General features: G+C 57.9%; 25 protein-coding genes. 11 read left to right on the top strand and 14 right to left on the bottom strand.

The window, feature by feature from the left end; translation table 11 throughout:
• Positions 1–52: 52 nt before the first annotated feature.
• A complete protein-coding gene (nth, locus tag ACR3FC_RS08285) occupies positions 53–697 on the top strand; it encodes an endonuclease III (protein WP_209505105.1) in 645 nt (214 codons plus the stop codon).
• Positions 694–1,683 carry an adenosine kinase gene (locus ACR3FC_RS08290; protein WP_480474267.1) on the top strand — a complete coding sequence of 330 codons (990 nt, stop codon included), beginning with the start codon at positions 694–696 and terminating at the stop codon, positions 1,681–1,683. The genes nth and ACR3FC_RS08290 overlap by 4 nt, the downstream gene beginning before the upstream one ends.
• 74 nt (positions 1,684–1,757) lie before the next feature.
• On the opposite strand, the gene ACR3FC_RS08295 is transcribed toward ACR3FC_RS08290, so the two are convergent.
• Positions 1,758–2,657, bottom strand: a complete 900-nt coding sequence (locus ACR3FC_RS08295) for a LysR family transcriptional regulator (RefSeq protein ID WP_480474268.1) — start codon at positions 2,655–2,657, stop codon at positions 1,758–1,760.
• Positions 2,658–3,066: 409 nt separating this feature from the next.
• A complete protein-coding gene (locus ACR3FC_RS08300; protein ID WP_480474269.1) occupies positions 3,067–3,558 on the bottom strand; it encodes an RNA pyrophosphohydrolase in 492 nt (163 codons plus the stop codon).
• A 137-nt stretch (positions 3,559–3,695) separates the two neighbouring features.
• Between ACR3FC_RS08300 and ACR3FC_RS08305 the strand changes: the two genes are divergently transcribed.
• On the top strand, positions 3,696–5,723 hold the full coding sequence (locus ACR3FC_RS08305; protein ID WP_480474270.1) for an FAD-dependent oxidoreductase: 2,028 nt from the start codon (positions 3,696–3,698) through the stop codon (positions 5,721–5,723).
• 405 nt (positions 5,724–6,128) lie between these two features.
• Entirely contained in the window at positions 6,129–7,034 is a 906-nt protein-coding gene (locus ACR3FC_RS08310; RefSeq protein WP_480474271.1) for a LysR family transcriptional regulator, read from the top strand.
• Between the two features lie 52 nt (positions 7,035–7,086).
• Here the strand turns inward: ACR3FC_RS08310 and ACR3FC_RS08315 are convergent, their stop codons facing one another.
• On the bottom strand, positions 7,087–8,004 hold the full coding sequence (locus ACR3FC_RS08315; RefSeq protein WP_480474272.1) for a hydrogen peroxide-inducible genes activator: 918 nt from the start codon (positions 8,002–8,004) through the stop codon (positions 7,087–7,089).
• Positions 8,005–8,102: 98 nt separating this feature from the next.
• Here ACR3FC_RS08315 and ACR3FC_RS08320 point away from each other — a divergent pair, with 98 nt between their 5' ends.
• Positions 8,103–9,065 carry a sodium-dependent bicarbonate transport family permease gene (locus tag ACR3FC_RS08320; protein ID WP_480474273.1) on the top strand — a complete coding sequence of 321 codons (963 nt, stop codon included), beginning with the start codon at positions 8,103–8,105 and terminating at the stop codon, positions 9,063–9,065.
• On the opposite strand, the gene ACR3FC_RS08325 is transcribed toward ACR3FC_RS08320, so the two are convergent.
• From ACR3FC_RS08325 to ACR3FC_RS08340, 4 genes are read right to left on the bottom strand one after another with little or no spacing between them, the layout of a single operon-like run.
• The gene (locus tag ACR3FC_RS08325; RefSeq protein ID WP_480474274.1) at positions 9,058–9,960 is read right to left on the bottom strand and encodes an OmpA family protein; all 903 of its coding nucleotides are present in this window, start codon (positions 9,958–9,960) and stop codon (positions 9,058–9,060) included. The two genes, ACR3FC_RS08320 and ACR3FC_RS08325, sit on opposite strands and share 8 nt — an antisense overlap.
• On the bottom strand, positions 9,957–10,529 hold the full coding sequence (locus ACR3FC_RS08330; protein ID WP_480474275.1) for a peroxidase-related enzyme: 573 nt from the start codon (positions 10,527–10,529) through the stop codon (positions 9,957–9,959). Before ACR3FC_RS08330 ends, ACR3FC_RS08325 begins: the two co-directional genes overlap by 4 nt.
• A gap of 15 nt (positions 10,530–10,544) precedes the next feature.
• Positions 10,545–11,255, bottom strand: coding sequence for a GNAT family N-acetyltransferase (locus ACR3FC_RS08335; RefSeq protein ID WP_480474276.1), 711 nt, complete (start codon positions 11,253–11,255; stop codon positions 10,545–10,547).
• Positions 11,252–11,974, bottom strand: a complete 723-nt coding sequence (locus ACR3FC_RS08340; RefSeq protein WP_480474277.1) for a competence/damage-inducible protein A — start codon at positions 11,972–11,974, stop codon at positions 11,252–11,254. Before ACR3FC_RS08340 ends, ACR3FC_RS08335 begins: the two co-directional genes overlap by 4 nt.
• Before the next feature lie 50 nt (positions 11,975–12,024).
• Here ACR3FC_RS08340 and sfsA point away from each other — a divergent pair, with 50 nt between their 5' ends.
• Positions 12,025–12,732, top strand: a complete 708-nt coding sequence (gene sfsA, locus ACR3FC_RS08345; protein ID WP_480474278.1) for a DNA/RNA nuclease SfsA — start codon at positions 12,025–12,027, stop codon at positions 12,730–12,732.
• Between the two features lie 86 nt (positions 12,733–12,818).
• Complete coding sequence (locus ACR3FC_RS08350; protein WP_480474279.1) at positions 12,819–14,516, top strand: adenylate/guanylate cyclase domain-containing protein; 1,698 nt, start codon at positions 12,819–12,821, stop codon at positions 14,514–14,516.
• Between the two features lie 186 nt (positions 14,517–14,702).
• Here ACR3FC_RS08350 and ACR3FC_RS08355 read toward each other — a convergent pair whose 3' ends face one another.
• On the bottom strand, positions 14,703–15,503 hold the full coding sequence (locus ACR3FC_RS08355; protein WP_480474280.1) for a helix-turn-helix transcriptional regulator: 801 nt from the start codon (positions 15,501–15,503) through the stop codon (positions 14,703–14,705).
• A gap of 172 nt (positions 15,504–15,675) precedes the next feature.
• Between ACR3FC_RS08355 and ACR3FC_RS08360 the strand changes: the two genes are divergently transcribed.
• Both ACR3FC_RS08360 and speB read left to right on the top strand, forming a co-directional pair.
• Complete coding sequence (locus tag ACR3FC_RS08360; protein ID WP_480474281.1) at positions 15,676–16,767, top strand: extracellular solute-binding protein; 1,092 nt, start codon at positions 15,676–15,678, stop codon at positions 16,765–16,767.
• Positions 16,768–16,851: 84 nt separating this feature from the next.
• The gene (gene speB / locus ACR3FC_RS08365) at positions 16,852–17,796 is read left to right on the top strand and encodes an agmatinase (RefSeq protein ID WP_480474282.1); all 945 of its coding nucleotides are present in this window, start codon (positions 16,852–16,854) and stop codon (positions 17,794–17,796) included.
• A gap of 202 nt (positions 17,797–17,998) precedes the next feature.
• On the opposite strand, the gene ACR3FC_RS08370 is transcribed toward speB, so the two are convergent.
• Genes ACR3FC_RS08370 through ACR3FC_RS08390 form a run of 5 tightly spaced genes read right to left on the bottom strand, consistent with a single transcriptional unit; the run spans position 17,999 to position 22,195 of the window.
• Positions 17,999–19,084 (bottom strand): flavin monoamine oxidase family protein, encoded by a 1,086-nt coding sequence (locus ACR3FC_RS08370; RefSeq protein ID WP_480474283.1) that lies wholly within the window; start codon positions 19,082–19,084, stop codon positions 17,999–18,001.
• A complete protein-coding gene (locus ACR3FC_RS08375) occupies positions 19,084–19,758 on the bottom strand; it encodes an SDR family NAD(P)-dependent oxidoreductase (protein ID WP_480474284.1) in 675 nt (224 codons plus the stop codon). Before ACR3FC_RS08375 ends, ACR3FC_RS08370 begins: the two co-directional genes overlap by 1 nt.
• A 4-nt stretch (positions 19,759–19,762) precedes the next feature.
• Positions 19,763–20,440, bottom strand: coding sequence for a cupin domain-containing protein (locus ACR3FC_RS08380; RefSeq protein ID WP_480474285.1), 678 nt, complete (start codon positions 20,438–20,440; stop codon positions 19,763–19,765).
• Positions 20,441–20,455: 15 nt separating this feature from the next.
• Positions 20,456–21,436, bottom strand: coding sequence for an MBL fold metallo-hydrolase (locus ACR3FC_RS08385; RefSeq protein ID WP_480474286.1), 981 nt, complete (start codon positions 21,434–21,436; stop codon positions 20,456–20,458).
• Positions 21,437–21,493: 57 nt separating this feature from the next.
• Entirely contained in the window at positions 21,494–22,195 is a 702-nt protein-coding gene (locus ACR3FC_RS08390) for a type 1 glutamine amidotransferase domain-containing protein (protein ID WP_480474287.1), read from the bottom strand.
• Positions 22,196–22,303: 108 nt separating this feature from the next.
• On the opposite strand from ACR3FC_RS08390, the gene ACR3FC_RS08395 reads away from it, so the two are divergent.
• Complete coding sequence (locus tag ACR3FC_RS08395) at positions 22,304–22,849, top strand: TetR/AcrR family transcriptional regulator (RefSeq protein WP_480474288.1); 546 nt, start codon at positions 22,304–22,306, stop codon at positions 22,847–22,849.
• Between the two features lie 488 nt (positions 22,850–23,337).
• Positions 23,338–24,150, top strand: coding sequence for a type I methionyl aminopeptidase (map, locus tag ACR3FC_RS08400; RefSeq protein WP_209598440.1), 813 nt, complete (start codon positions 23,338–23,340; stop codon positions 24,148–24,150).
• Here map and ACR3FC_RS08405 read toward each other — a convergent pair.
• A complete protein-coding gene (locus ACR3FC_RS08405; protein ID WP_480474289.1) occupies positions 24,138–24,317 on the bottom strand; it encodes a hypothetical protein in 180 nt (59 codons plus the stop codon). The two genes, map and ACR3FC_RS08405, sit on opposite strands and share 13 nt — an antisense overlap.
• Positions 24,318–24,334: the final 17 nt, after the last annotated feature.

The following is a 24,334-nucleotide window of genomic DNA, read 5'->3' on the forward strand; positions in this document are numbered from 1 at the left end:
CGCATTGGCTTTGGGCTTGTGTCGCGGCCCCTCGGGCGGCATTAAGGCCCGGATGGCAAAGCAACTCGACTATCATACGATCCGCGAGATCTTTACGCGCTTTCAGGAGGCCGACCCCGAACCCAAGGGTGAGCTTGAGCATGTGAATGTCTACACGCTGGTCGTGGCCGTGGCGCTGTCGGCGCAGGCAACCGATGCGGGGGTCAACAAGGCCACGCGCGAATTGTTCAAGATCGCCGATACGCCGCAAAAGATGCTGGATCTGGGCGAGGAGGGCCTGATCGAGCATATCAAGACCATCGGACTGTTCCGCCAGAAGGCCAAGAACGTCATCAAGCTGAGCCGTATTCTGGTCGAAGACTATGGCGGTGAAGTCCCAAATTCCCGTGCAGCGCTGCAATCGCTGCCGGGTGTCGGGCGCAAGACCGCCAACGTTGTGCTGAACATGTGGTGGCGGCAGCCGGCGCAGGCTGTGGACACGCATATCTTTCGCGTCGGCAACCGCACCGGCATCTGCCCTGGCAAGGACGTGGACGCGGTCGAGCGCGCCATCGAAGACAACATCCCCGCCGATTTTCAACTCCATGCGCATCACTGGCTGATCCTGCATGGCCGGTACCATTGCAAGGCGCGCAAGCCGCAATGCCCGACCTGCATCATCCGTGATCTCTGTCAATTCGAGGACAAGACATTATGAAAACCTACCAGCTGACCGGTATCGGAAATGCCGTTGTGGACGTGATCTCGCAGGCCGATGACAGTTTCCTGGAACTGATGGGCATTGAAAAGGGCATCATGCAGCTGATCGAGCAGGAGCGCGGCGAGCTGCTGTATGCCTCGATGGAGGGCCGGGTACAGACGCCGGGCGGGTCTGTTGCCAACACGATTGCGGGCGCGGGTGCGCTGGGGTTGGATGCCGCCTTTATCGGACGGGTGCATGACGACGCGCTGGGCCGGTTCTATGCGGATGCGATGAACGAAGATGGCGTCGATTTCGTGAACCCGCCTGTTCCGGGCGGGGAATTGCCGACCTCGCGCTCGATGATCTTTGTCTCGCCCGATGGCGAGCGGTCGATGAACACCTATCTGGGCATCTCCTCGGAACTGTCGTCGCATGACGTGCCCGATGAGGTCGCCGGAAGCAGCCAGATCATGTTCCTTGAGGGCTATCTGTTCGACAAGGAAAAGGGAAAAGCCGCGTTTCTTGAGGCCGCACGCGCCTGCCACAAGGGCGGCGGCAAGACCGGGATCGCCATTTCCGACCCGTTCTGCGTGGAACGGCACCGGGTCGATTTCCTACTGCTGATCGAGAATGAGCTGGATTTCGTCATTGGCAACGAGGCCGAAATCAAATCGCTGTTTGAAACCGACGATCTGGAAGAGGCGCTGATCAAGACCGCCGAGATTTGCCCGCTGGTGGTTTGCACGCGCTCGGGTGATGGCGTGACCGTCCTGAACGGAGGCGCGCGCATCGAAGTGCCGGTCAAGAGGATCGTCCCCGTAGATGCAACAGGTGCCGGTGACCAGTTCGCTGCGGGGTTCCTGTACGGAATGGCCACAGGACGCGACTACGAGACCTGTGCCAGGATCGGCAACGTCTGTGCCCGCGAGGTTATCAGCCATATCGGCCCGAGACCCGAGGCGGATATGCTGGAATTGTTGCGGGAAGAAGGGTTGCTTTGAGTCCAAGGTGGACCACGTCAACTCTCATCTCAGAAGGGAACTCGCAATCTTGTCGGCTGCAGCTTCATTCAGCCTTAGGTGGCTTGTTCCTTAAAAATTACCGCATAGCGAGGTGCGAAATATTTGACGAAGGCTCTAACTTCAGGTCGTCGGTAGGCATCTGGTGAAACCAACAACAAATGTGGCGCTGACAGCTCCTCGATCTCGTCGAAGCACCTGATGAGGGTTTTGTCCGGCTCAAGCAACTTCACGTTGCTTATTCCCAACCCTTGACCCGCCCTGATCGCCGAATGCATTAAGTCCAGTTCGCTATAGGTCGCCACAATCTGCTGGGGCTCAATGCGTTCAACTAACCAATGGTGAAAAACGTTGGGGACGTCCCCTCTTTGGAACGTGACGAACCTGTGGCCTTTCAAATCCTGAGATGAGGTGGGTAATCCAAATTCCTGCTCATAACTTTTCCCACCAAACAGCGACCACTTCGCGTCGCTAATCTTCCTTGAAATCAAATTTTGGTCAGGTTCAGTCCGCACCAATCGTAGCGCTATATCTGCTTCACCTGCCATCAGGTCCAGAGCTCTCACTGAAGGCAAGAACTCAAACGCTATGCCGGGGTTACTTGCTGAAAATTCATTGACAATATCGACCATTCGCGGCGAGAAGTTCGCTGAATATGCAGTGATACGAATGGGTTTTGTTGCCGCCAATTCACCTGCATGTCTGGCAAACATATTTGCTGCGGCTTCGAGCGTCTCGGCGCTCTTGACGAGATTGAGTCCGTTTTTCGTGAGTTTGAAGCCTCTGGTGTCACGCTCGAACAGAACTAGTCCGGCTGCATGTTCCAATGCATCAATACGCCTAGCCACAGTAGGTTGGGCCATGCTGAGTTTGCGAGAAGCGGCCAGCGTCGACCCCTCTCTGACGACCATCAGAAAAACGCGTACATCGGACCAGTTCCAATTCTCGCTCTGCATTTATGTAGAACAGCACAAATTCAAGCACGATACCAGAAGGTGATGCTGGCCAATAACCTGAATGGAGAACCCATGAACCAAGGTGGCTAACGATGACTTTGCACATCACCCCACAACTCGATACTTGGAAACCTTTCAGATTGTTGCACAAACTGTTTGAACGTATCCCTGATCCTTCACGGTACTGCGAGAATGACCATGAAGCGGCACGACAACGACGGGAGTTCATTCAAGAAATGATGCAAAGCCACCCGGAAGCATTTCAAAGTGAATTGGACGTTCAGTACCTGATGCAGTGCTACCCATCTTGGTTTTGAACGTGGCTCCAATGGGATTGCGCAGTTTTGTGTATTGCTGCGTGTCCGTTTCGTCCCGCTTAGCGGAACAACCTGAAAAGCATCCCTAGCGATCAGAGTTCGTTTAGATAGTCGGAAAAAGCCTCGACCACGCGCTCATACACATCGCGCTTGAAGGGCACGATTTCGGCGATCAGCCGGTCGGGCTCCTGCCATTTCCAGCGGGTGAATTCCGGGTGGTCGGTTTCGATGTTGATCTGATCGTCGGCGCCGGTGAAGCGCAGCAGGAACCATTTTTGTTCCTGCCCGCGATAGCGTCCTTTCCAGATGTGGGGCACGATGTCATGGGGCAGGTCATAGGGCAGCCAGCCCTCGGTTTCGGCGATGACTTCGACCAGATCAGCTGTGACCCCGGTTTCTTCCCACAGCTCGCGCAGGGCCGCGACGCGGGGGTCTTCGCCCTTGTCCACACCGCCCTGCGGCATTTGCCAGGCGTCTTGTGGGCCGTCGTTTCGCATACCCACAAAAACCCTCCCCTCGGCATTCATCAGCATCAGCCCGACGCAGGGGCGATAGGGCAGTTTGGCGATTTCTTCGGGGGTCATGCGCGGCCTCATCGGGTTGTTCCGCCCACCTCTAGCAATCACCGGCGCTACAGCAAAGAGGGTGACGTGGGGTTTCGCGTGACAAAGTTGACGCGAACGTCAATCTAGCGGGCAAATTCAGGAGGGAGAGTTCCGCCATGACTGCGTACCCGAATATGCTGGCCCCGCTGGATCTGGGCTTTACCACGTTGAAAAACCGCGTGTTGATGGGCTCGATGCATACGGGGCTCGAGGAGACCGGCGACTGGAACCGGGTGGCCGAGTTCTATGCGGATCGGGCGCGGGGCGGCGTGGCCTTGATGGTGACAGGCGGGATAGGTCCGAACCTTGAAGGCTCGGTCCTGCCGGGGGCCTCGATGATGGTGAGCGACAAGGACGTGGCGCACCATTCCATCGTGACGCAGCGCGTACATGAAGCGGGCGGCAAGATCGCGATGCAGATCCTGCACGCGGGGCGCTATGCCTATGGGCCGAAATGCGTGGCCCCCAGCCCGGTGAAATCGCCGATCTCTCCGTTCCCGCCCACTGAGCTGGATGAAGAGGGCATCGAGAAACAGATCAGCGATATCGTCAACGCTGCCGTACTGGCGCAAAAGGCGGGCTATGACGGGGTCGAGATCATGGGGTCCGAGGGGTACTTCCTGAACCAGTTCCTTGTGACCCATACCAACAAGCGCACCGACCGCTGGGGCGGGTCTTATGAGAACCGGATGCGTCTGCCGATAGAGGTCGTGCGCCGCACGCGTGAGGCGGTGGGCACCGATTTCATCATCATCTACCGGCTGTCGATGATCGATCTGGTCCCCAACGGCTCGACCCATGACGAGGTGGTTCAACTGGCGCAGGAGATCGAAAAGGCCGGGGCCACGATCATCAATACCGGGATCGGCTGGCACGAGGCGCGGATTCCCACAATTGCCACCAGCGTGCCGCGTGCGGCCTTTGCCTGGGTGACCAAGAAGCTGATGGGCAAGGTGGGGATACCGGTGATCACATCAAACCGGATCAACACGCCCGAGGTGGCCGAAGAGGTTCTGTCGACCGGTTGCGCCGACATGGTCTCGCTGGCCCGCCCGATGCTGGCGGATGCAGATTTCGTCAACAAGGCGATGGCAGATCAGGCGGCAAAGATCGCGCCTTGCATTGCCTGCAATCAGGCCTGTCTGGATCACACGTTCAGTGGCAAGCTGACCTCATGCCTCGTGAACCCGCGCGCCTGTCATGAGACCGAACTGGTGATTGAACCGGCAAAAACGCGCAAATCCATTGCCATTGTGGGTGCAGGCCCTGCCGGTCTGTCGACCGCAATGATCGCGGCCCAGCGCGGTCACGACGTCACCCTGTTCGACCGCGCTGATGAGGTCGGCGGGCAGCTGAACATGGCCAAGCAGGTGCCGGGGAAAGAAGAATTCTGGGGACTGGTCGACTGGTACCGCACCATGATGGATGATCTGGGCGTGAAGGTGGAACTGAACCGCGAGGTTGGCGCAGATGACCTGACCGGCTTTGACGAGGTGGTCATCGCCACCGGCGTAAGACCGCGTGATCCGCAGATACCGGGGCAGGATCGGAACAACGTGCTGAGTTACATCGACGTGCTGCGCGGCAAGGCCGAGGTTGGCAAGTCTGCTGCCGTGATCGGGGCCGGTGGCATCGGCTTTGATGTGTCCGAGTTTCTGCTGGAAGAGGGTCACAGCGCCACGACCGACCTGCCACTGTGGATGAAGGAATGGGGCGTGACGGACCCGGCTGAACACCGTGCGGGGTTGGCGCCCGAGGGGCCGCAACCCAGCGCCCCCGCGCGTCAGGTCACCTTGTTGCAGCGCAAGAAACAGGCGCACGGCAAAGGTCTTGGCAAAACCACAGGCTGGATTCACCGGGCAACACTGAAGATGAAGAACGTCAATTTCGTGGGTGGCGTGAATTATGAGCGCATCGACGATGACGGCTTGCATGTCAGCTTTGGCGAAGAGCGCGCGGACCCGACGGTGATCGCGGCCGACACCATCGTGCTGTGTGCCGGTCAGGTGTCCGAACGGTCACTGGCGGACGCGCTGATCGAGCGGGGCATCACCCCCCATGTGATCGGGGGTGCGGATGTCGCCGCCGAGCTGGACGCCAAGCGCGCGATCAATCAGGGCACGCGGCTGGCGGCGAAGTTCTGATCGCCCCGGTTTAGCGTTTCCTAGGCGGACAGCGCGAGTTTTGCACCCAATGCGCCAAAGGCCGTTGCAAAACTCCGCCTGATCCACGTCTTCACCGTCGGACGGCGGATCACTTAGTTGCGGGCCAGAACGGCACCCTTCGGCAGGCAAGGACGGCGATGGTGAAAACGGATTTCTTGACCCCGTCTGTGGTCACAAAAATGCCATTCTAAGATGAACAGAAACGCATAATTGCGCGGAAAACGCAGTATCGCAGGGTTCAGGACCGGTTTGGAAACTACTGTTTCCGCGTTTCTCATACGCAAACGATCCGATTCAAATCCCTGATATTATCCCATGTATGCCCCGATTCCGCCCAGATTCAGAGCGATAGTCGGGTTGGAAATCAATATCTGGGGAACGAGTATGGACCGACTGACCGAAATGGAAGCCTTCGCCAATGTGGTGGACCAGGGTGGCTTCACCGATGCGGCCAAGAAGATGGGCATCTCCAAATCGGCCGTGTCCAAACACGTCTCGAGCCTCGAAGCGCGTCTGGGGGCCCGGTTGCTGAACCGCACCACGCGCCGGGTGTCGCCGACGGAAATCGGCCTTGCCTATTATGACCGCGCACGTCGCGTTCTGAATGATGCGGGTGAAGCGGATTCGCTGGTCACATCGATGCAATCGGCCCCGTCTGGACTGCTGCGCATCAGCGTTGCCACGGATTTCGGCGTCAATCATCTGTCACCGGTCCTTTCCGATTTCCTGGCCGTCTACCCCGACATCACCGTGAACATGGTTCTGAACAACCGCTATGTCGAACTGATTTCCGAAGGATTTGACGTGGCCGTGCGCATCGGCGAGCTGGAAGACAGCACGTTGCGCGCCCGCAAGTTGACCGAAACGGTCAAACGCATGGTTGCCGCGCCCAGCTATATCGAACGGTTCGGGCGCCCGCAGAAGATCGACGATCTGAACGAACACAAGTTGCTGCACTATTCCAGCCAGTCGTCAGGCAATGTCTGGAAGCTGACCGCACCGTCCGGTGAAAAGCGTCAGGTGCGCACCGCGGGCTGGCTGAGCGTGAATGACGGACAGTCGCTGCTGAACGCGGCCATTTCGGGGCTGGGGATCGCGTATCTGCCCAGCTATCTTTATGCCGAGGCGTTGAAATCGGGGCAGGTTGTCGATGCCATGCCGTCCCTGCCGGACGAGGTACAAGGCATTTACGCCGTTTACCCGCCCGGCCGCTTCACACAACCCAAAGTCCGGGCCTTCATCGATTTCCTGGTCGATGCGTTCGAAGACAAAAGCCCGATGGATTGGTAGTTTCTCCCTGAAGACCAACCTTTGGCCCGCATGTCAAAGTGCGGGCCTTTTTTTATGAACCGATCACCGTCAGACCAATGGATCGCGCGGAAGAGCGCAGGCTTTCCATCAATACGTTCTGGCCCGGCGGCGGCGTTTCGGCATTGCGCGCCAGCAATGCGATATCGCGATTTGCATTGGGAATGGACAGCGGTCGCAGGCGCACCTCGTCGCGGTAGATCCCCTGTCTGCGAGCATAAAGATCAGGCAGAACCGCAACCCCAACCCCCGAAGCCGCCATCAGAACAATGGAATCAAGCGTCGTGCCTTCATATTCATCCGAAACCACGCCGCCGCATTCCGCTGCCAGCGCATAGACGATGCGCGACAGGCGGTGGCTTTGATCAAGGGTCAGGAACAGCCGGTTCTGCAAGTCGGCGGCACTGACGCCCTGTGGGTCCTGCGCCAGAACGTCGTCAACGGCCACCGCGACCCAGAGGGGTTCATTGAACAAGCGGTGCTGCACGGTATTGGGGTGATCCTCGGGCGTTGACAGGATCAGGTCAAATCGACCGGATTTCAGGCCCTGTTCCAGATCGCGGGTGTTTTCCTCGCGCACGACAATGCGTAATCCAGGGCGCAGGCGGTGCACCTCTTTGATGGCTTGCGGCAACAGGTATGGCCCGATCGAAGGCAAAACGCCTAACCGCAACCTTCCTCCAACCGGCATATCGTTGGTCATGGCGTGGCGCAGGTCCTTGACCTCGGCAAGGATCCTTTGCGCGCGCGAGATGAACTCTTCCCCCTTTGTGGTCACCTGAATTCCGCCGCGATTGCGGTCAAAGATCCGAACGCCAAGCTCTTGTTCTACGGTTGCAATTTGCGCCGACAGGCTGGGTTGGCTGACATTCAGCACTTCGGCGGCCAAACTGAACCGTCCGAGGCGGCTGACCGTGACGATGTATTCCAATTGGCGCAGGGTTGGACGCATTTCATAACCTAAAACTATATTAAACTTAACAAGATAGTATTTGGCGAAATCAATTTTGCAAGGCACCTAGCCCTGAAACGAGGGATCAGGAGTCAAGTATGCCCGGAGTGATCGAGACGCTGTCCAGCAACCTGCTGGTGCCCACCATTTTGTTTTTTGCCCTAGGGCTTTTGGCCGCTTTTGTGCGCAGCGATTTGTCTATCCCGGCGGGCGCGGCCAAGTTCATGTCGCTCTACCTGCTGTTGGCCATCGGGTTCAAAGGCGGTGCCAGCCTGGCCGCGCACGGCATCCATTTGCAACTGTTCCTGACCCTGCTGGGCGGAGTGGCCCTGTCCTTTACCATCCCCTTCGTGGCCTTTGCCCTGCTGAGGATGATGACACGGCTGGATGCATTGAACGCTGCGGCGGTCGCAGGGCATTACGGGTCGATTTCGATTGTCACCTTTGTCACCGCCACCAGCCTGCTGGATCTGGTAGGTCTTGCCCATGACGGGTTCATGGTGGCGGTGGCGGCAGCGATGGAGGTGCCGGCCATTCTGTCGGCGCTGTGGCTGGCGCACAAGACCGGCGGCAATGGCGTCAAGGATGACAAGCTGTGGCGTGATCTGCTGGCCAATGGATCAATTGTGCTGCTGACCGGGGCGTTCCTGATCGGGGCCATTACCGGGGGTGACGGCATGCAGATGATCGCGCCTTTCATCGTCACGCCTTTCACCGGCATCCTGTGCTTGTTCCTGCTGGATATGGGCCTTTCGGCGGGGCGTAGCCTGATCAGCAATCGCGACAAACTGTCGGTTGGCCTGTTCGCCTTTGGCGTATTGATGCCCCTGATCGGCGCGCTGATGGCCTGGGCCGTCGGTGCGGTAATCGGATTGCCGCAAGGCAGCCTGTTCCTATTCATGGTGCTGTCGGCCTCGGCGTCTTATATCGCGGTTCCGGCCGCCATGAAAATCGCACTGCCAAAGGCCGAGGCCGGGATTTATCTGACCCTGTCGCTGGGTGTGTCCTTTCCGTTCAACATCACGGTCGGATTGCCGCTGTACCTGTGGTGGGTCAGTTGACGAGCAAGACCGCCTCGACCCGGCGGTTCAGCTCTCGCCCTTCGGGGGTTGCGTTCGATGTGAGCGGGGACAGATAGCCGACGCCCTGTGCCTCAATCCGGTCGGCGGCCACGCCATGCGCATCAATCAGACGGGTGCGGACGGACTCGGCCCGACTTTTGCTGACCGCAATATTGGCCTGCAACGCGCCGGTGTCATCGGTGTGCCCCACCAGCGCCAGGCGCATCTTGGGATTTTCGGCCAGATATCCGGCCAGCAGGGTCAGAGAGGCATAAGTCCCCTCGTCCAGCGCAACCTCACCGGTTGGGAAATGCAGATCGTCCAGTATCACGTGACCCGATGTTGCCAGTGCTTCGAGCAGCCCGCCCGACCCCTCGACAGCCTGTTCGATCACGACCGGAACAGGGTCCGGTGCATTCTGGGGCGTGACGCGGATCATCTGGACATACCCGTCCGGGGGGTTGCGGCTGACCAGCAGGCTGAGGGCAACAGACCCCTTGGTGGCCGACAGGAAACGGTAATCCTGAATGGCGACATACATGTCCGGGGTCGGAACGACCTCGGTGCCAAAGCGGAAGTCGAACCCGCCACAGGCGCGGGCATCACATTCGAACAGAATCTTGTAGCCCTGCGCCTCGATCTGGTCGCGCAGCGGGGCCAGTAGCTGGAGGGTTGTGCTGGAGCCCGCCTGAAGCCGCCACGTGTAGCGTTCAACCCGGCCTTCGAGAGTGTCAGCAGGCACCGCGCCATTCGCAAAAGGCCCCGTTGGCAGGTCATAGCTGTCCAACGGCGAGGTGCGGTCGCTGATCTGGCGGGCGCTGGCTGGCAGGGTCAGGTCCTGCGCCAGAACCGGCCCCGCAAAAAGCGTGGCAATGAGGGCGGCTGACCGGATCATCGAAACTGCGCGTGATACTCGGGGTTGGGCACCATTGCCGTGGCGCTGGCCACCCGGTTGGACATGTTGAAGAACCCGGCAACATTGGCAATGTCCCAGATATCGCGGTCGGTAAAGCCTGCATCGCGCAGTTTCTGGCGGTCGGGTTCTTCGATCTCGGCGCTGGCGGTTGTCATTTTGGCGGCAAAGTCCAGCATCGCGCGCTGCCGGGGCTCGATCGGTGCAACACGGTAATTCATCACCAGCATCTCACCCAGTTGCGGGTTGCCCGAAAGCTGCCGCACCGCGGCACCATGCGCGACCAGACAGTAGAAGCACTTGTTGATCGACGAAACGACCACGGCAATCATCTCGCGCTCCAGCTTGGACAGGCCGCTGTCGGCCAGCATCAGATCGTTATACATAGCCGTGAACGTGTTCAGCTTGTCGATGTCGAAGGCGTTTGCCTTTAGCACATTCGGCACCATGCCCAGCTTTTCGACACAGATATCGAAATATTTCTGCGTTTCCGGCGGCAGCGGATCGACCATGGGCAGGTTCAGCGCGGTGGGCATGTCTTTCTGTGTCATGGCGACCCCTTTTGCTCAGACAAGGTGACGGTAATGGTATTCGCTGGCGATCTCCATCCCGAGGGCGCGATAGAGACCATTGGCACCTTCATTGGCCTTGGTGCAGATCACACTGAGGCTTTGTGCGCCGTTGTCACCTGCCCAAATCGCCGCGGCGCGCATGGTCCACTGACCCAGCCCCTGACGGCGGTGCGCGGGCAGGATTTCAAGCGCATGAAGCATCGCGACATCGTCATGCATTGCTACGAAGGCTGCACCGCTGGGTTGGTCGTTGTGGCGCAGAAGCAAACCGGTTTTGGGACCCTTCGCGCGCTCCATCACCGCCAGACGTTCGGGCCCGATCCCACCGGCCGCCCAGATTTCGCGCATGATTTCAAGCGGCTCCCAGACCGAAAACACCATGACCGGAGGGATCGGCTGATCGGTGAGGTGAGAGACGGGGCACGTATAGATGTTGACCGGATCAAGGATGTCATATCCCCGTTGCGCCAGCTTTGCATCCAGCGCCTCATCCCCCGGACGCAGGCAGAAGATGGATTTCTGCCCCATGGCCTGCATCGCGGCCTCGGCCGCGTCGATATCGGCATCGCTGGCCGGGGCCAGTGCATTGGCCGCAGAAACACGCGAGCCACCGCCCTGCCCTTCGCGCAGCTGAAACGGCCCCAGCCTGCGATACCGCGCGGCAGGCCATGTGCCGTCGACGATGTCAGCCCAGTCGCCGCTCAAAGCGCAAGCTCTTTCGCCAGACGGGTCATGGCCGCGTCAATCCGGCTGCCATCGGTGCCGCGCACCACCACGTTGGCCCCAAAGGCCCCGTTGATCTGAAACGGATAGCAACCGATGGACAGATCGCTGAAATCCTCGGCCAGCGCAGACAGGTTTGCGGCGATATCGCCTTCGCCCCGGTCCACGCGCAGGGTTTGCGACAACAAGGGGCTGCCACCGGTCAGCGTGGGCAGGACGCTGGCGACCATAGCCTGAAACACCAGCGGCACCCCGGCCATCACATGCACGTTCTTTAGGGTGAAACCCGGCGCCGTCGAGACCGGATTGTCGATCAATGTCGCGCCATCCGGGATACGCGCCATGCGCAGGCGGGCGGCGTTCAGTTCCAGCCCGGACTTGTCGTAATGCGCCTGCAACAGCGCGCGCGCGTCGTCGCGAACGTCAATCGGGGTGTCGAAGGCGCGCGCAATGCAATCGGCGGTGATATCGTCATGGGTCGGGCCAATGCCGCCGCTGGTAAAGACGGTGTCGTGGCTGTCAGACAGCGCTTTGACCGCCGCTTCGATGGCGGGGGCGTCATCGCTGACGATGCGAACCTCTTTCAGATCAATGCCGTGTTTTGCCAGCTCCTGCGCCAGATAATGCATGTTTGCATCGCGGGTGCGGCCCGACAGGATTTCATCCCCGATCACCAGCATTGCTGCGGTTGGATTGGCCATGGCGCGGACTCCTCTTGATCGTCTTCAGGGGCAGGTATAGGCCCTGAGACATGCGTTTTGGAACCCCTCTTGTCCCCGCCCGCCTGATCCGTCGCTACAAACGCTTTCTGGCCGATTGCAGGCTGGACGACGGGCGCGAAGTCACCGCCCATTGCGCCAATCCGGGATCCATGATGGGGTTGGCTGAACCGGGCCAGTTGATCTGGTTGGAGCCCAATGACGACCCTAAGAAAAAGCTGAAATTCGGCTGGCGGCTGGTGGATCACGAAAACGGGCATTTCACCGGGGTCGATACTTCCGTCCCGAACCGGGCCTTGCGGGCAGCACTTGAGGCGCGCGAGATCCCCGAGCTGGCCGCTTATGAAACCGTCCGGCCCGAAGTGAAATACGGGCAAAACAGCCGTATCGACTTCCTGCTGAGCGGCCCCGGCCTGCCAGATGCCTATGTCGAGGTCAAAAGCGTGACCCTTTCCCGTCAGCCCGGTCTGGCCGAGTTCCCCGACAGCGTCACCGCCCGCGGCACCAAACATCTGGGCGAGCTGGCGCAGATGACAGCGCAGGGGCACCGGGCGATCATGCTGTACCTGGTGCAACGCACCGATTGCGACCGGTTCGCGCTGGCCGCGGATATCGACCCGTCCTATGCAGCAGCGTTCGAGGCGGCACAGGCTATGGGCGTAGAGCGGATGATTTGCGGGACGCGGATATCACCGGATGGGGTTTGGGTTGACACGAGTGAAACCCGGTTTGGTGTCTGATGGCTCTGAATGGGTGCGAGGCGCCCAGAGTGGACATCGTCTTTAGCAAGTTGGTCTGAAGAGGCTTATCAACTATTGTCGAGTGCATGTCGAACAATGGACTACATTTGCAACGAAAGTTGGCGGCTATACTGGCCGCTGATGTCGTCGGGTATTCGGCACTCATGCATAACGATGAGCAAGCAACACTGCAAATGCTCGATCATCTGGAAACCGACATCGTCACTCCAACAATAGTGGGCCAATCAGGTCGGATCGTGAAAAGCGTGGGCGATGGTTGGTTGGTTCGATTTGACAGTGCGGCACAAGCTGTGACTGCAGCAATTCAGATACAGGAACAATTGGCTGAGCACCCGTTAATGAAAGTGCGGATCGGCGTTCATGTTGGGGATATTACAGAAAAAGCCGACGACATACTGGGGGACGGTGTAAACATTGCTGCGCGGCTTGAGAGCATTGCTCCATCCGGCGGCATCGCTATTTCTGAACCAGTACACTTGAACCTTGACCGCACTCTGACGGCTGCTTTCGAATCTGTCGGGAAGAAGAAGCTTAAGAACATCGAGCGCAGCCTAGATGTCTGGATGCATCATGGACTGTACGCGGCACCCACGCATAGAGCAGTTTCTTTCGCTGAAACGAACTTGCCAAGGCTCTCCATTTATCCCGTCTCATGCCGCGACCAACGCATTGAACTAAAGGAAATGGCCGCAGCTCTGACTTCGGATTTCGGTTCCTATTTTCGAACAATCAACTGGTTGAATGCAGCGGTATCCTCGACGGAACCATCAAAGGGATATGCGCTTCGTAGCGTGCTACGTGGATACGGGGATCGATTGCGTCTGGAAGCCCGCTTACATGATCCTTCTGATTCTGAAATCTGGACCGAGAAGTTCGATGGGGTGGTCGAAGCCATCTTCGATTGGCAAGATGAGGTGGTAGAAAAGCTGTTGGACGCCGTAAGCGGAACCTTGATCGAGTTTGAGACCGCAAAGCTTTCGGTACTGCCTGAAAACGAACTAACTGCCGAGCAATGCGTCCTGAAGGGTATGATCGCTTGGTCTGGTGCCGGGATCGACAGCTACGAAGAAACGTTATCGTATCAAGCCAAGGCGATTGAAGCCAAACCAACTCTCACGGCCGCCTATGCCGAAGCTATTTGGACAATGAATGGCGCGAGGACTTACAATCTGCGTTGCGAACTGTCGACCTACTACGAGAAACTGCCATCCTGGATTGAGGCCGGGCGACGCATGGCAGGTCAAAATCCAACGCTTGATCTGAGTGTCGCCGTGGCTGACTATAATGTGGACGGGGATGCAGATAAGTTGTCCGTGGCGCTTGAACAAATCCAGAAAAGAGCACCGTTAGATGCCCGTCTTCATTTGTTTATGGGGTGGGGGTATAATTGGGCTGGGTTTCCTGAAATGGCATTAAGCTGCTTTCAAACGGCGCTTCGCTTGGGCCGGTATGGGGCTGTTTTCGTGGGCGCTTCCGGAGGTGCCGCCACTTCTTGCGTAATGCTCGGCCGAGACCGTGATGCCATCGCCTATGCAGAAGCAGGTATGCGATTCTCAAAGGATTATGCCGCTCTTCACAGCACGAGAGCTGCTGCACACGCAATGCTTGGGGAAACTGAAAAAGCGTCTGCAGCTTTGATGCAGATGCTGCAATTGGAACCTAGCGAAACGATCTCGAGGTGGCGTAGCAACGTGGATTATGGTGGTTCAGAAGGCGCTGAACGTTATTTTGAGGCGCTTCGACGGGCAGGGATGCCAGAATAGCGGCGCTGAAAACGGATTGTGCTGGCAAACACGTCCTCAAAGCCCGTAAAACCGTCAGTTCGCCCAGGTCCTGATTTTGCGCCCGTAGCGAATGCCGGCAATGTGGGTTGCACCCGCAGCACCCAGAACACCTTGTGAATCTCGGCCCTGGCCGCATTCACAAGAAAGTTCTACGGATTTCCCAAGTTAAGATGGCTTTGATGCCAAATATCGAGTGGCTGCGGAAAACAACTCTGCCTGTGAACTGACGCCCAGCTTGGAGTAGGCGTTGTGGCGATGCACTTTGACTGTACCTTCGGTGATCCCGAGAAATGCGGAAGCAGAGCCGGCTGAGTGGCCTTGCAAAACAAGGCGCACGACCTCGGCTTCTCTTGGGCTTAACCTGTCCGCACCAAAAGTGGCCAACCGTTCCTCAACCTGATTCAGGGCTTCCGGTTGTCTTTCGGCACCCCTCAGGTTCCAGTTTCGGATCACGGCGGCCGACAGGGTCTTATGGATGGAATTGATCTTCGCGACATCCTCAGGGGTAAACCGGGGCTGACGGGCGCCTCGCGACAGAGATATTACGACCCAGTCCCCGCTGTTTAGCCTTATCAGCACCCCCAACTCATCGCTGATCCGAACCTTGCGATAAAAGGTCCGGTAGTACTCTGAACGAAAGAACGCCTCATTGACTAAATCGGCCAGACGGTAAGCGCCGGGTTCTTTTCCCGATCTACACGCTTGCGAAAACGGATCCAGCAGGTATGGGCCGGTTGCATAAAACTGAATTGATATGGCCGCTTGCACGTCGTCGAGATCGTGATAGAGCGAGACAGGTGGTGCTTGATCCTGATAGCGCGTGAAGATCATCGATTCAAAACTGACATGCAGTTCCAACATCTTCCTCAGAGCTGTTGGGAAGAAGTCTGTTTCCAACCGCTCCAACAAGATTGCGTAGATCTCATCCCACTTGGCCGCCGAGATGTCGCCGCTATCTGGTAACATAGCCAATTCCTATAACTAAAGATATATATCCTACCGCAAATTTACAGTAATGGCCATTCGATTCCATTGTTGATGTCAGAACGCTCGCCCGGGGTGCTGACTGTGCCTCGTCACCAAAGCCTCTCCGGACGTGAAATTTCAGGGCGGAATCCTGCAACAAGGAGGAGAAACAATGAAACCGCATTTTGGCCTTTCGGCTGTTGCCATTGCCTCAAACCTCGCGATCGCTTTTCCGGCTTCAGCCGAAGACCTCTCAATCTACAATTGGGCTGATTACTTTGGTGAAACGACAGTTTCGGACTACGAAAAGGAGACCGGCACACATGTCAGCCTGGACTATTACGATTCAAACGAAGTTCTGGAAACCAAGCTGCTGACAGGGGCGTCAGGTTACGATGTCGTTTTCCCCGCCGCGTCCAATGCGCAACGAGAGTTTCAGGCCGGGGCGTTGCATCCGATCGACCCCGCGCGCCTGAGCAACTACGGCAATCTCAATCCGAAAATTCTGGCGTCGCTCGACAGTATACCCGGTGCCCGGCAATTGGGCGTACCTTACACTTGGGGCACAGTAGGGCTTGCCTACAATCCAACCATGATCAAAGAGCGACTGGGCACGGATGTCATCACATCCTGGGACGTTCTTTTTGATCCTCAGATCGCCGCCAAGCTTGCCGACTGTGGGATTGCCGTGCTGGACTCACCGGTAGAAATGGTCTCAGTGGCGCTGAACTATCTCGGGGCTGACCCGTACTCCGATGACCCCGCCGATCTCGACAGGGCTCAGGACCTCTTCGAGGCCGTCACGCCGTCCATTCGTTATTTTCACAACCAGAAAGCATCTACAGACTTGCCCGGTGGAGATGCCTGTTTGGCAGTGATGTACAGTGGTGATGCCGGCATAGCTCAGGCCCGCGCCATGGAGTCCGGCAATGGTGTCGAAATTCTGTATACAATTCCGAGCGAAGGCACGTTGATGTGGATCGACCTCATGTCCATCCCGGTGGATTCAACACGGGCGGATGAGGCATATCGATTCATTGACTACATGCTGCGGCCTGATGTCATCGCAGGAGTGTCCAACTACGTCTATTTTGCGAATGCGAATTCCGCAGCAGATACGTTCGTAGATGAAGCCATTCTGACCGACCCGGGAATCTACCCGGATGAGGCGACATTGAGACGGCTCTTCCCTGATCTGAGTGTCGGCGCGAAAACGCTGCGCAATCGCAACCGTCTTTGGACGAATGTAAAATCCGGCACCTGAACCCTGCCAAGCCCGGCAAAGGCGGGAAAGAATTGCAATACCCCGCCACTCGGGCAGCAATCATCAAAATGAACGGAGCCAATAATGGTGACTTCAACCGACCGCGCCTTTCTGGCGCAAAATGAAATGGGCATGGGGTATGAGCCGACCTTTAGCGGTGCGACAAGTCTGTTCCGGCGACAATATTGCCGCAATCTGGAGCGCGCGGATATGGTCACGTGGGGCGTTCCCTATGATCTCTCTGTGACCAATCGCCCGGGATGCAGGTTCGGGCCACGTGCCATTCGTGCTGTATCGACCAACCTCGCCTGGGATGGTGGGCCCTGGCCCTGGGGATTTGATCCCTTCGAAATCCTGAACATGGTTGATTACGGCGATTGTGATATCGACCCAGGCTTTCCAGAGCAGATTGCGCTACAAATTCAGGACCAAGCGCGGGAAATCCTGAAATCCGGTGCCTTTCTTCTGACGATGGGCGGAGATCACTCGGTCACCTATCCGATCCTGAAGGCGCAGGCAGAACGCCACGGCCCCATTTCGCTGATCCAGATTGATGCCCATTCGGATACATGGGAAGAACACCCAAAGCGGATCGACCATGGTTCAATGTTCTACCATGCCACTGTCGAAGGCATCATATCCCCTGAGACGTCAGTGCAGGCAGGCATGCGCACGCTGAATGAAAAGACTCACGGGTTCACGGTACTCGACGCAAATTGGGTTCACGAGAACGGGATTGATGCAACGGTTGCGCGCATCAAAGAGACAGTAGGAGACCGGCCTGCTTACCTGACCTTCGATATTGACGCGCTTGATCCGGCATTCGCGCCCGGAACCGGAACGCCGGTATGCGGAGGACTGTCTACCTATCAAGGGCAGTCTTTGGTACGCAAGCTCGACGGGGTCAACCTTGTCGGGGCCGATCTCGTCGAAGTCTCCCCTCCGTACGATCATGCAGAGATTACAGCTTTGGCCGGTGCATCGCTCTTGCTGGATATGGTTTGCTTAATAGCAAAGGCGCGAAAATAACGGATAAAGAGATGGCTTGTGAGTGATGCCGCCGCCCAAAACTCATTCGCACAGCGATCGGGGCCGTGCAACACGTCAGACGTCCAAGCGAAATGGTCGAAAAGTTGCATGTGGCGCGGTGAACCAGTTTCTTTTTGGGCGACGATAGAAATCGTGCAGATCAATGATCCATCCAGGACAAAGGGTGACAGTCAAATGTCGGTCAGACCTTGGTTTCCATTGAGTGAGTCGCGAGTTTTGCAGCTTTCTCAGCGGCCTCCAGAGCGCCTTCAAGATATCCGCCGAACCCGTGCGCGGTTTCGGTTGAGCAGAAATGGACACCTCGTGCTGCAAGGCTGTTAAGGATCGAAGGCAAGCCGTAGCTTGGGTGGAAGCGAGCCGGAACATGATCCTGCGTGCGGGAGATTTCCGCGATTGTTGCCCAATCCTGCAGTTCCAGATCAAGGGGTTGCGCCATCTTGGGGCCAAACATGGCCGTGAGTTGCGCCAAGGCCTGGTCCATCATGGCTTCTTTGTGTGTCGCGCGCATATCGGCGGGGTATCCGACGAATCCGAACAGTGCATAAGGTCCTCCCTTCATGGGGGAGGCATCATGAATTTCGACCATGGGGCCGCGGTGGCTCATCGCGTCACCTGAAAGCCCAGCGTTGCGCCAATGGGGCTCATCGTAAACCGCGAGAATCTTGGCTTGCCCGGCCATCCAGGTCGGAATGTTTTTCAAGGCTTGGATCTGATCCGCATCCAGCGCTGGTTCAAAGTTGACGGTATCCGCAATCACCCGCGGCGGGATGGCCAGCATGATCTGTCTGGCTTCGACAGAATAAGGTCCGCCGTCATGGTCGAGAAATGCGGTGATCTTGCCGGGAGAATACCGGACCGATCTGAGTCCGGTATGTGTCAGGATACGCCCTGCACCCAGCGATCCGGCAAGCGCGTCGATCATGGCGCCCATGCCCCCGGCAAGCCGGTAGGAGCCCTGCATCGAGGCATAGCCGCGGGCACGTTGGACGGCGCCGGACTGGTCCTGATACATCTGATCGCCGGTGGCAAACTGTTCGAACACCGGGATTCGGAAACGCCGGGCCAAGGCGGCCATTCGCGGCTGGCCGGGCCAGAACCAGGCCGGGCCAAGGTCGAACTTTCCGCCCGACAGGTCTTTGGTCAGGATGCGCCCGCCCAGGCGGTCCTGCGCCTCGATCAGAAGGAAATCCGTGCCGTTTCGTGTCAGCTGATCGGCAAGGGCAAGGCCGGAGAGACCTCCGCCAACAATCAGAGTATCGGTTTGCATCAGAATGCCTCCCCTTTGGGTCTGAGATCCAATTCGTGGGTCCAGGTGGATTGCGGTTGGTTGGCCAGCGCCAGATAGGTCTGAGCGATGTCCACAGGTTTCATCATCCGCGCCGGATCCATCTTGTGCAGATCCCGGCTGGCCCTGGTGTCGACGATCCCGTCCAGAATCACATGCACCACATGCACGCCTTGCGGCCCGTATTCGCGGGCCAGGGATTGGGTCAATGCCCGCAGACCCGCCTTGGCCGAAGCGAAGGCTGCAAAGTTCCTGCCACCGCGCAGGCTGGCTGTGGCACCAGAGACGATAAAGGTGCCGCCCCCGGTATCAACCATTGCGGGCAAAATTCGGTGTGCCAGGTTGACCGTTGACAGGACCATGGCCCGCCAGGTCGCTTCGAAATCCTCGATGCTTGTTTCCTCGAACGGCGCGATCACGAGTTTCGCGGTGTTCTGAACAACAAGCTTCGGCGCGCCATGGGTGCAGATGATGTTGCGCAGCTTGGCCTTTGTGTGTTTCGGATCCGCCAGGTCGACTTGCAGAATTTGGTCGGCACCCGACGGGATCGTCCGGTTGAGACCAAATGCCGTATAGCCATTCTGACCAAATGCCGAAACCAGCGTCTGCCCAAGCCCCGGACCAGCACCAGCGACAATTGCAAGGGGTTTGCCCATGATCCTATCCTTTGCCCGGGATGACCGGCGGTTCTGCCAGGTGGTCGGATTTGACCCACAGGCGCGCGCCTTTGGGCCCGGCCGTGGCATCGAGCGCCATACCCGGCGGCAGACGCAGCCATGAATTCTTCTCGAAGATCTCTCCGTGCTCAGAGAAGCTGCCTTCGATCACCAGTGCCTCGAACCCCTTGTGGTCGGTCACGGTCACATTGGCCGATGCATCCCAAAGCTCGATCCGGACCCGTTCACGGGAATCCTCGAAAAGCGGGATTTCGGATATGCCATCTGCAACCGGGCGCGGGTCCTGCGCGTTTGTGTCGATTGTCAGCTGTGTGCGGTCCTCCGGGTCGAACTGCCAAAGCTTGACCAGGATCGTTGCTCCGTCCGCCGCGCTTGGCGTATGCGACGTGGTCGGCGGGTTGCGCACATAGGTGCCGACGGGAAAATCCCCGTGCTCGTCCTGAAAGACGCCGTCAAGCACCAGAAACTCTTCGCCACCGGTATGGGTATGGGCCGAAAAGGCGCTGCCTGGTGCATAGCGGACAATCGTTGTTGCCCGTGCAACCTCGTCGCCGATCCGGTCGAGCATGCGACGGTCGACACCCTTCATTGGCGAGGGGACCCAGGGCTCGTTCTCCGAGTGGACGACAGCGCGTTCATCAAAGTTTGCATTGATTTCCATGGCTCATTCCCTTTCTCAAAGGTTGATCTTCATGCCGACGGCAATCGGCACAACCCGTTCGCCGTATTGGCGTTCCAGCGCGTTTGTCGCACGCCAACCTGTGCAGTGGCCGGGCATGATCAGGTCGATGTCGAACTGCGCAAAGTCGGCGACGGTCCGGTCGATGATCTTTTCGTTGCCACCGGCAAGGTGAAAGCCGCCGGTTAGGCCATGGATCGGCACTCCGGGGATATCCCTTTGAGCGGCATGAAGGACATTGACGATACCCGCATGGCTACAGGCCGAAAACACCACCAGCCCTTTGCCCGCGATGTTCACCGCCACATAGCGTTCGTCCATGAGCAACGGGTCGTCTTCCCAACCCGCGCCGTCTTCGGTGCGGCGGACATGACCCGGAAATCCGACCTCGTAATCCGTGACACGGGGAATTTCGCCCGAAATATAGAACATATCGTCCAGCACGCTGACCGGTTGATCCGTAACAACGGGTGTAGCCCCCTGCGCAGCCAGGGCTTCGGGCGTGGCGATTTCGCGAATTTCGATCAGTTCCCCCGATGAAAGCGGAAAGGCGCGTTTGCGGAACATCCCGGGATGCAGATAAACCGGTAACTCGCCGGTCTGGCCATCCTTGCGGATCAGGTCGATTGCCGCTGGAATGCCGCCTGCATGGTCCCAATGCCCATGCGACAGGGCGATCGCCTCGATGGCTGCAAAGGATTTGCCAAGGCGTGATGCGTTGAACTCGACGGCAAAATCCACCGGCCCGGCGTCAAAGAGCAATGTATGTTCCGTCACACCGCGCCGGGCTGTGATGATCAACGCCAAGCCGTGATTGGCACAACACTGACCGGCGCCCGAGATTTGCTTCATCCCGACGTTGTGGAGGTTGATCCACTCATGGGTGAACCCCTCGGGCACGCTGGACAGGCTGTCCGTCCGGTTGTCGATGAGAACGAGAATCTCGACACTGTCGATGGGTTGCAGATCGGCGGACATGGGACTTCTCCATTTCGAATTGCCGGGGCGGACAGGTGCCCGCCCCGACGTAAGGCGTCAGGCAGCCAGGCGCTGCTTGAGCGCTTCCGCGAGTGGTGGTGCCGACGCCGGGCTTTGGCCGGTCATCAGGGCGCCATCTTCGACCACGTTGGCCTCCCAGTTGGCCTTGCTGACGTAGGTGGCGCCACGGCGTTTCAGTTCATCTTCGAGAGAGAACAGAAGGTGATGCAGAAGCTCGATCTCACTGTCTTCGTCGTTCTTGAAACCGGTCAGGCTGAGGCCCTCAACCAGGTAGCTGCCGTCTGACTTCTTGATATCCCGCAGTATGGCCGGCGCGTGGCAGACCATCGCGACAGGCCGTTCGGATTCGTAGAACTCCCGGATCATCTTGATAGCATGGCTGTCCGACGCCAGATCCCAGATCAATCCATAACCGCCGGGTACGAAAAGCGCATCGAAGGTCGAATAGTCGATCTCGCGCAGTTTGCGGGTATTCTGTACCGCGAACATGGCCACCGGATCGTTGAAGAAGCGGTCAGTGTTTTCGGTAGTGAACGGAGCCTTCATCGACAGCAGGTCAATCGGCGCGTTGCCGCCTTTGGGCGAGGCAAAGACAACCTCATAGCCCGCTTCCGTCAGGACGTAATACGGGGTTGCGACCTCTTCGAACCAGGTGCCGGTTTGCTTGCCCGAAATGCCCATTTCGTCAACGGACGACATGACCAGCAAGACGCGTTTTTGTTTGTTTCCAGTAGCCATCAGCGTGTTCCTTTCATGGATGTCTATCTATCACTAGGTAGACACCAGTTAGAAGTTGATTCCCGAGCTGTCAACGTTTATCTATCAATCGATAGATTGGAGATAGTCATGCCGCTGACAATGAAAGAAAAAATTCTCATCGCCGCCGAGAAACGCGTGCGCAGTGCGGGCTTTTCGGAGATGAGCTTCCGTGACCTGGCCAACGATGTGGGAATCAAAAGTGCCAGCGTTCACTACCATTTTCCCACCAAACCGGATCTCGGGGAGGCTCTCGTCACCCGCTACGCCGAGCAGTTCAAGGCAGAACTGGACAAGATTGACCTGAACGACCTGCATTCTGCATTGGAAGGTTTCGTGGCGCTCTATTCCGGCGCGCTGGTGCTGAACGAGTCCATTTGCCTTTGCGCCATCATGGGTGCCGAAGCCATTGGGCTGCCCGAAAACGTCAATCAGCGCACTAAAGCCTTCTTTGAGATGAACAAGGCATGGTTAGAAAACCTATTCACCAAGCACGAGGTCAAGAATGCCGAAGATACCGCAGGCCTCATCGTCGCAGCCTTGGAGGGCGGCATGATTGTCGCCTCCGCTTCTAGCGACCGATCAATATTTGATCAGGTCGCCAAAGCGGCAATTCGCGGCATTGGCCAGGGATAGGAACCGAGTTTGGAGCTGCCCAGTTCGACTACGACATTCCTCATCAAAACGATGTTCTCGTAAGTGTCATCAAGGTAGAATGCGTAATCTCACCGTAGCCTTCCTTTCCAACGCGTGTATTGCGAACCGAGGCTTACAGTACGCTCCTTACGCAGGAACCGCCCTTCTCTTCGGTAAAAAATCTGGCGCAGCTGTTGTTGGTTGTTCCTGGATGCAGCAAAGAATTATTCAGATTTTGTAGAAATCTGCACGGCTGAATGCCCGCAAGCGGGAACCTCGCGGCGCTACCGATGACCCATCGCTGTGAATGCGAGGGTTTTCTGCGTCACGAAACGCCATTCCCAACAATCAAAACACCCCTCGGTCAGCCGATGCTTGAACTTGCTGCTTTTTGCCCCATCTGACACCCGCAACCTGACGCCCTCTGGTACTTTCTGCACAAGCAGCGTAAAAGAAGTGCCGCGCGTAACATTTGGAGCTTTGCGTCGATGAAAGAGCATCGTGGCCGCCTGACCAAGGACGGTATTCGCATCTATGAACAGGGTGATTTTGCCGGGATGCACGCGGCGGGCGCTCTGGCGGCGCGGATTCTGGATGATATTGCCGCGCATGTCTTTCCCGGTCAGACCACGGGTGCGCTTGACGGGCTGATCACACAGATGGTCGAGGATGCGGGCGCGACCTCGGCCACGATCGGCTATAAGGGGTATGAGCACGCCAGCTGCATCAGTGTGAACCATGTGGTCTGCCACGGTATTCCCGGTGACAAGAAGCTGAAGGATGGCGATATCCTGAACATCGATGTGACCGTCATCGTGGATGGCTGGTTCGGTGACACCTCGCGCATGTATGTAGCGGGCAAGCTGCCGCGCAAGGCCGAGCGTCTGATCCAGGTAACCCACGACGCGCTGTTCAAGGGCATCGAGATGGTCAAACCGGGCAACACGTTCGGCGATATCGGCCATGCCATTCAGGCCTATGTCGAAGCGCATCGGATGAGTGTTGTTCGCGACTTTTGCGGGCACGGTCTGGGCCGCGTGTTCCACGCGCCGCCGAATGTACTGCATTATGGCCGCCCCGGCACAGGCGCGGTTCTTGAGGAAGGCATGTTCTTTACCATTGAACCGATGGTCAATCTGGGCCGTCCCGAAACCAAGACACTGGCCGATGACTGGACCGCCGTGACCCGCGACAAGTCGCTGTCGGCACAGTTCGAGCATTCGGTAGGCGTAACGGCGAATGGGGTCGATATCTTTACGCTGTCACCGGGCGGCAAGTTTCACCCGACCTATTCGTCCTGATCGGCAGCCTGTTCGCGCAGGAGTTTCAGCAGCATCGTCTCAGTCCCCCAAGGGGTAACCGCGTCGTGAATGAACACCGGCGCACGCAGGGGTTTGCGGTCAGGTTTCGTCGTGACCTCGGCGTCGCGGGAGATTTTCCAGGCAAAGGGTGTCAGAGCATGGTCCATGGCTGCACCATAGCACA

The sequence above is a fragment of the Ruegeria sp. AF3 genome (assembly GCF_056536285.1).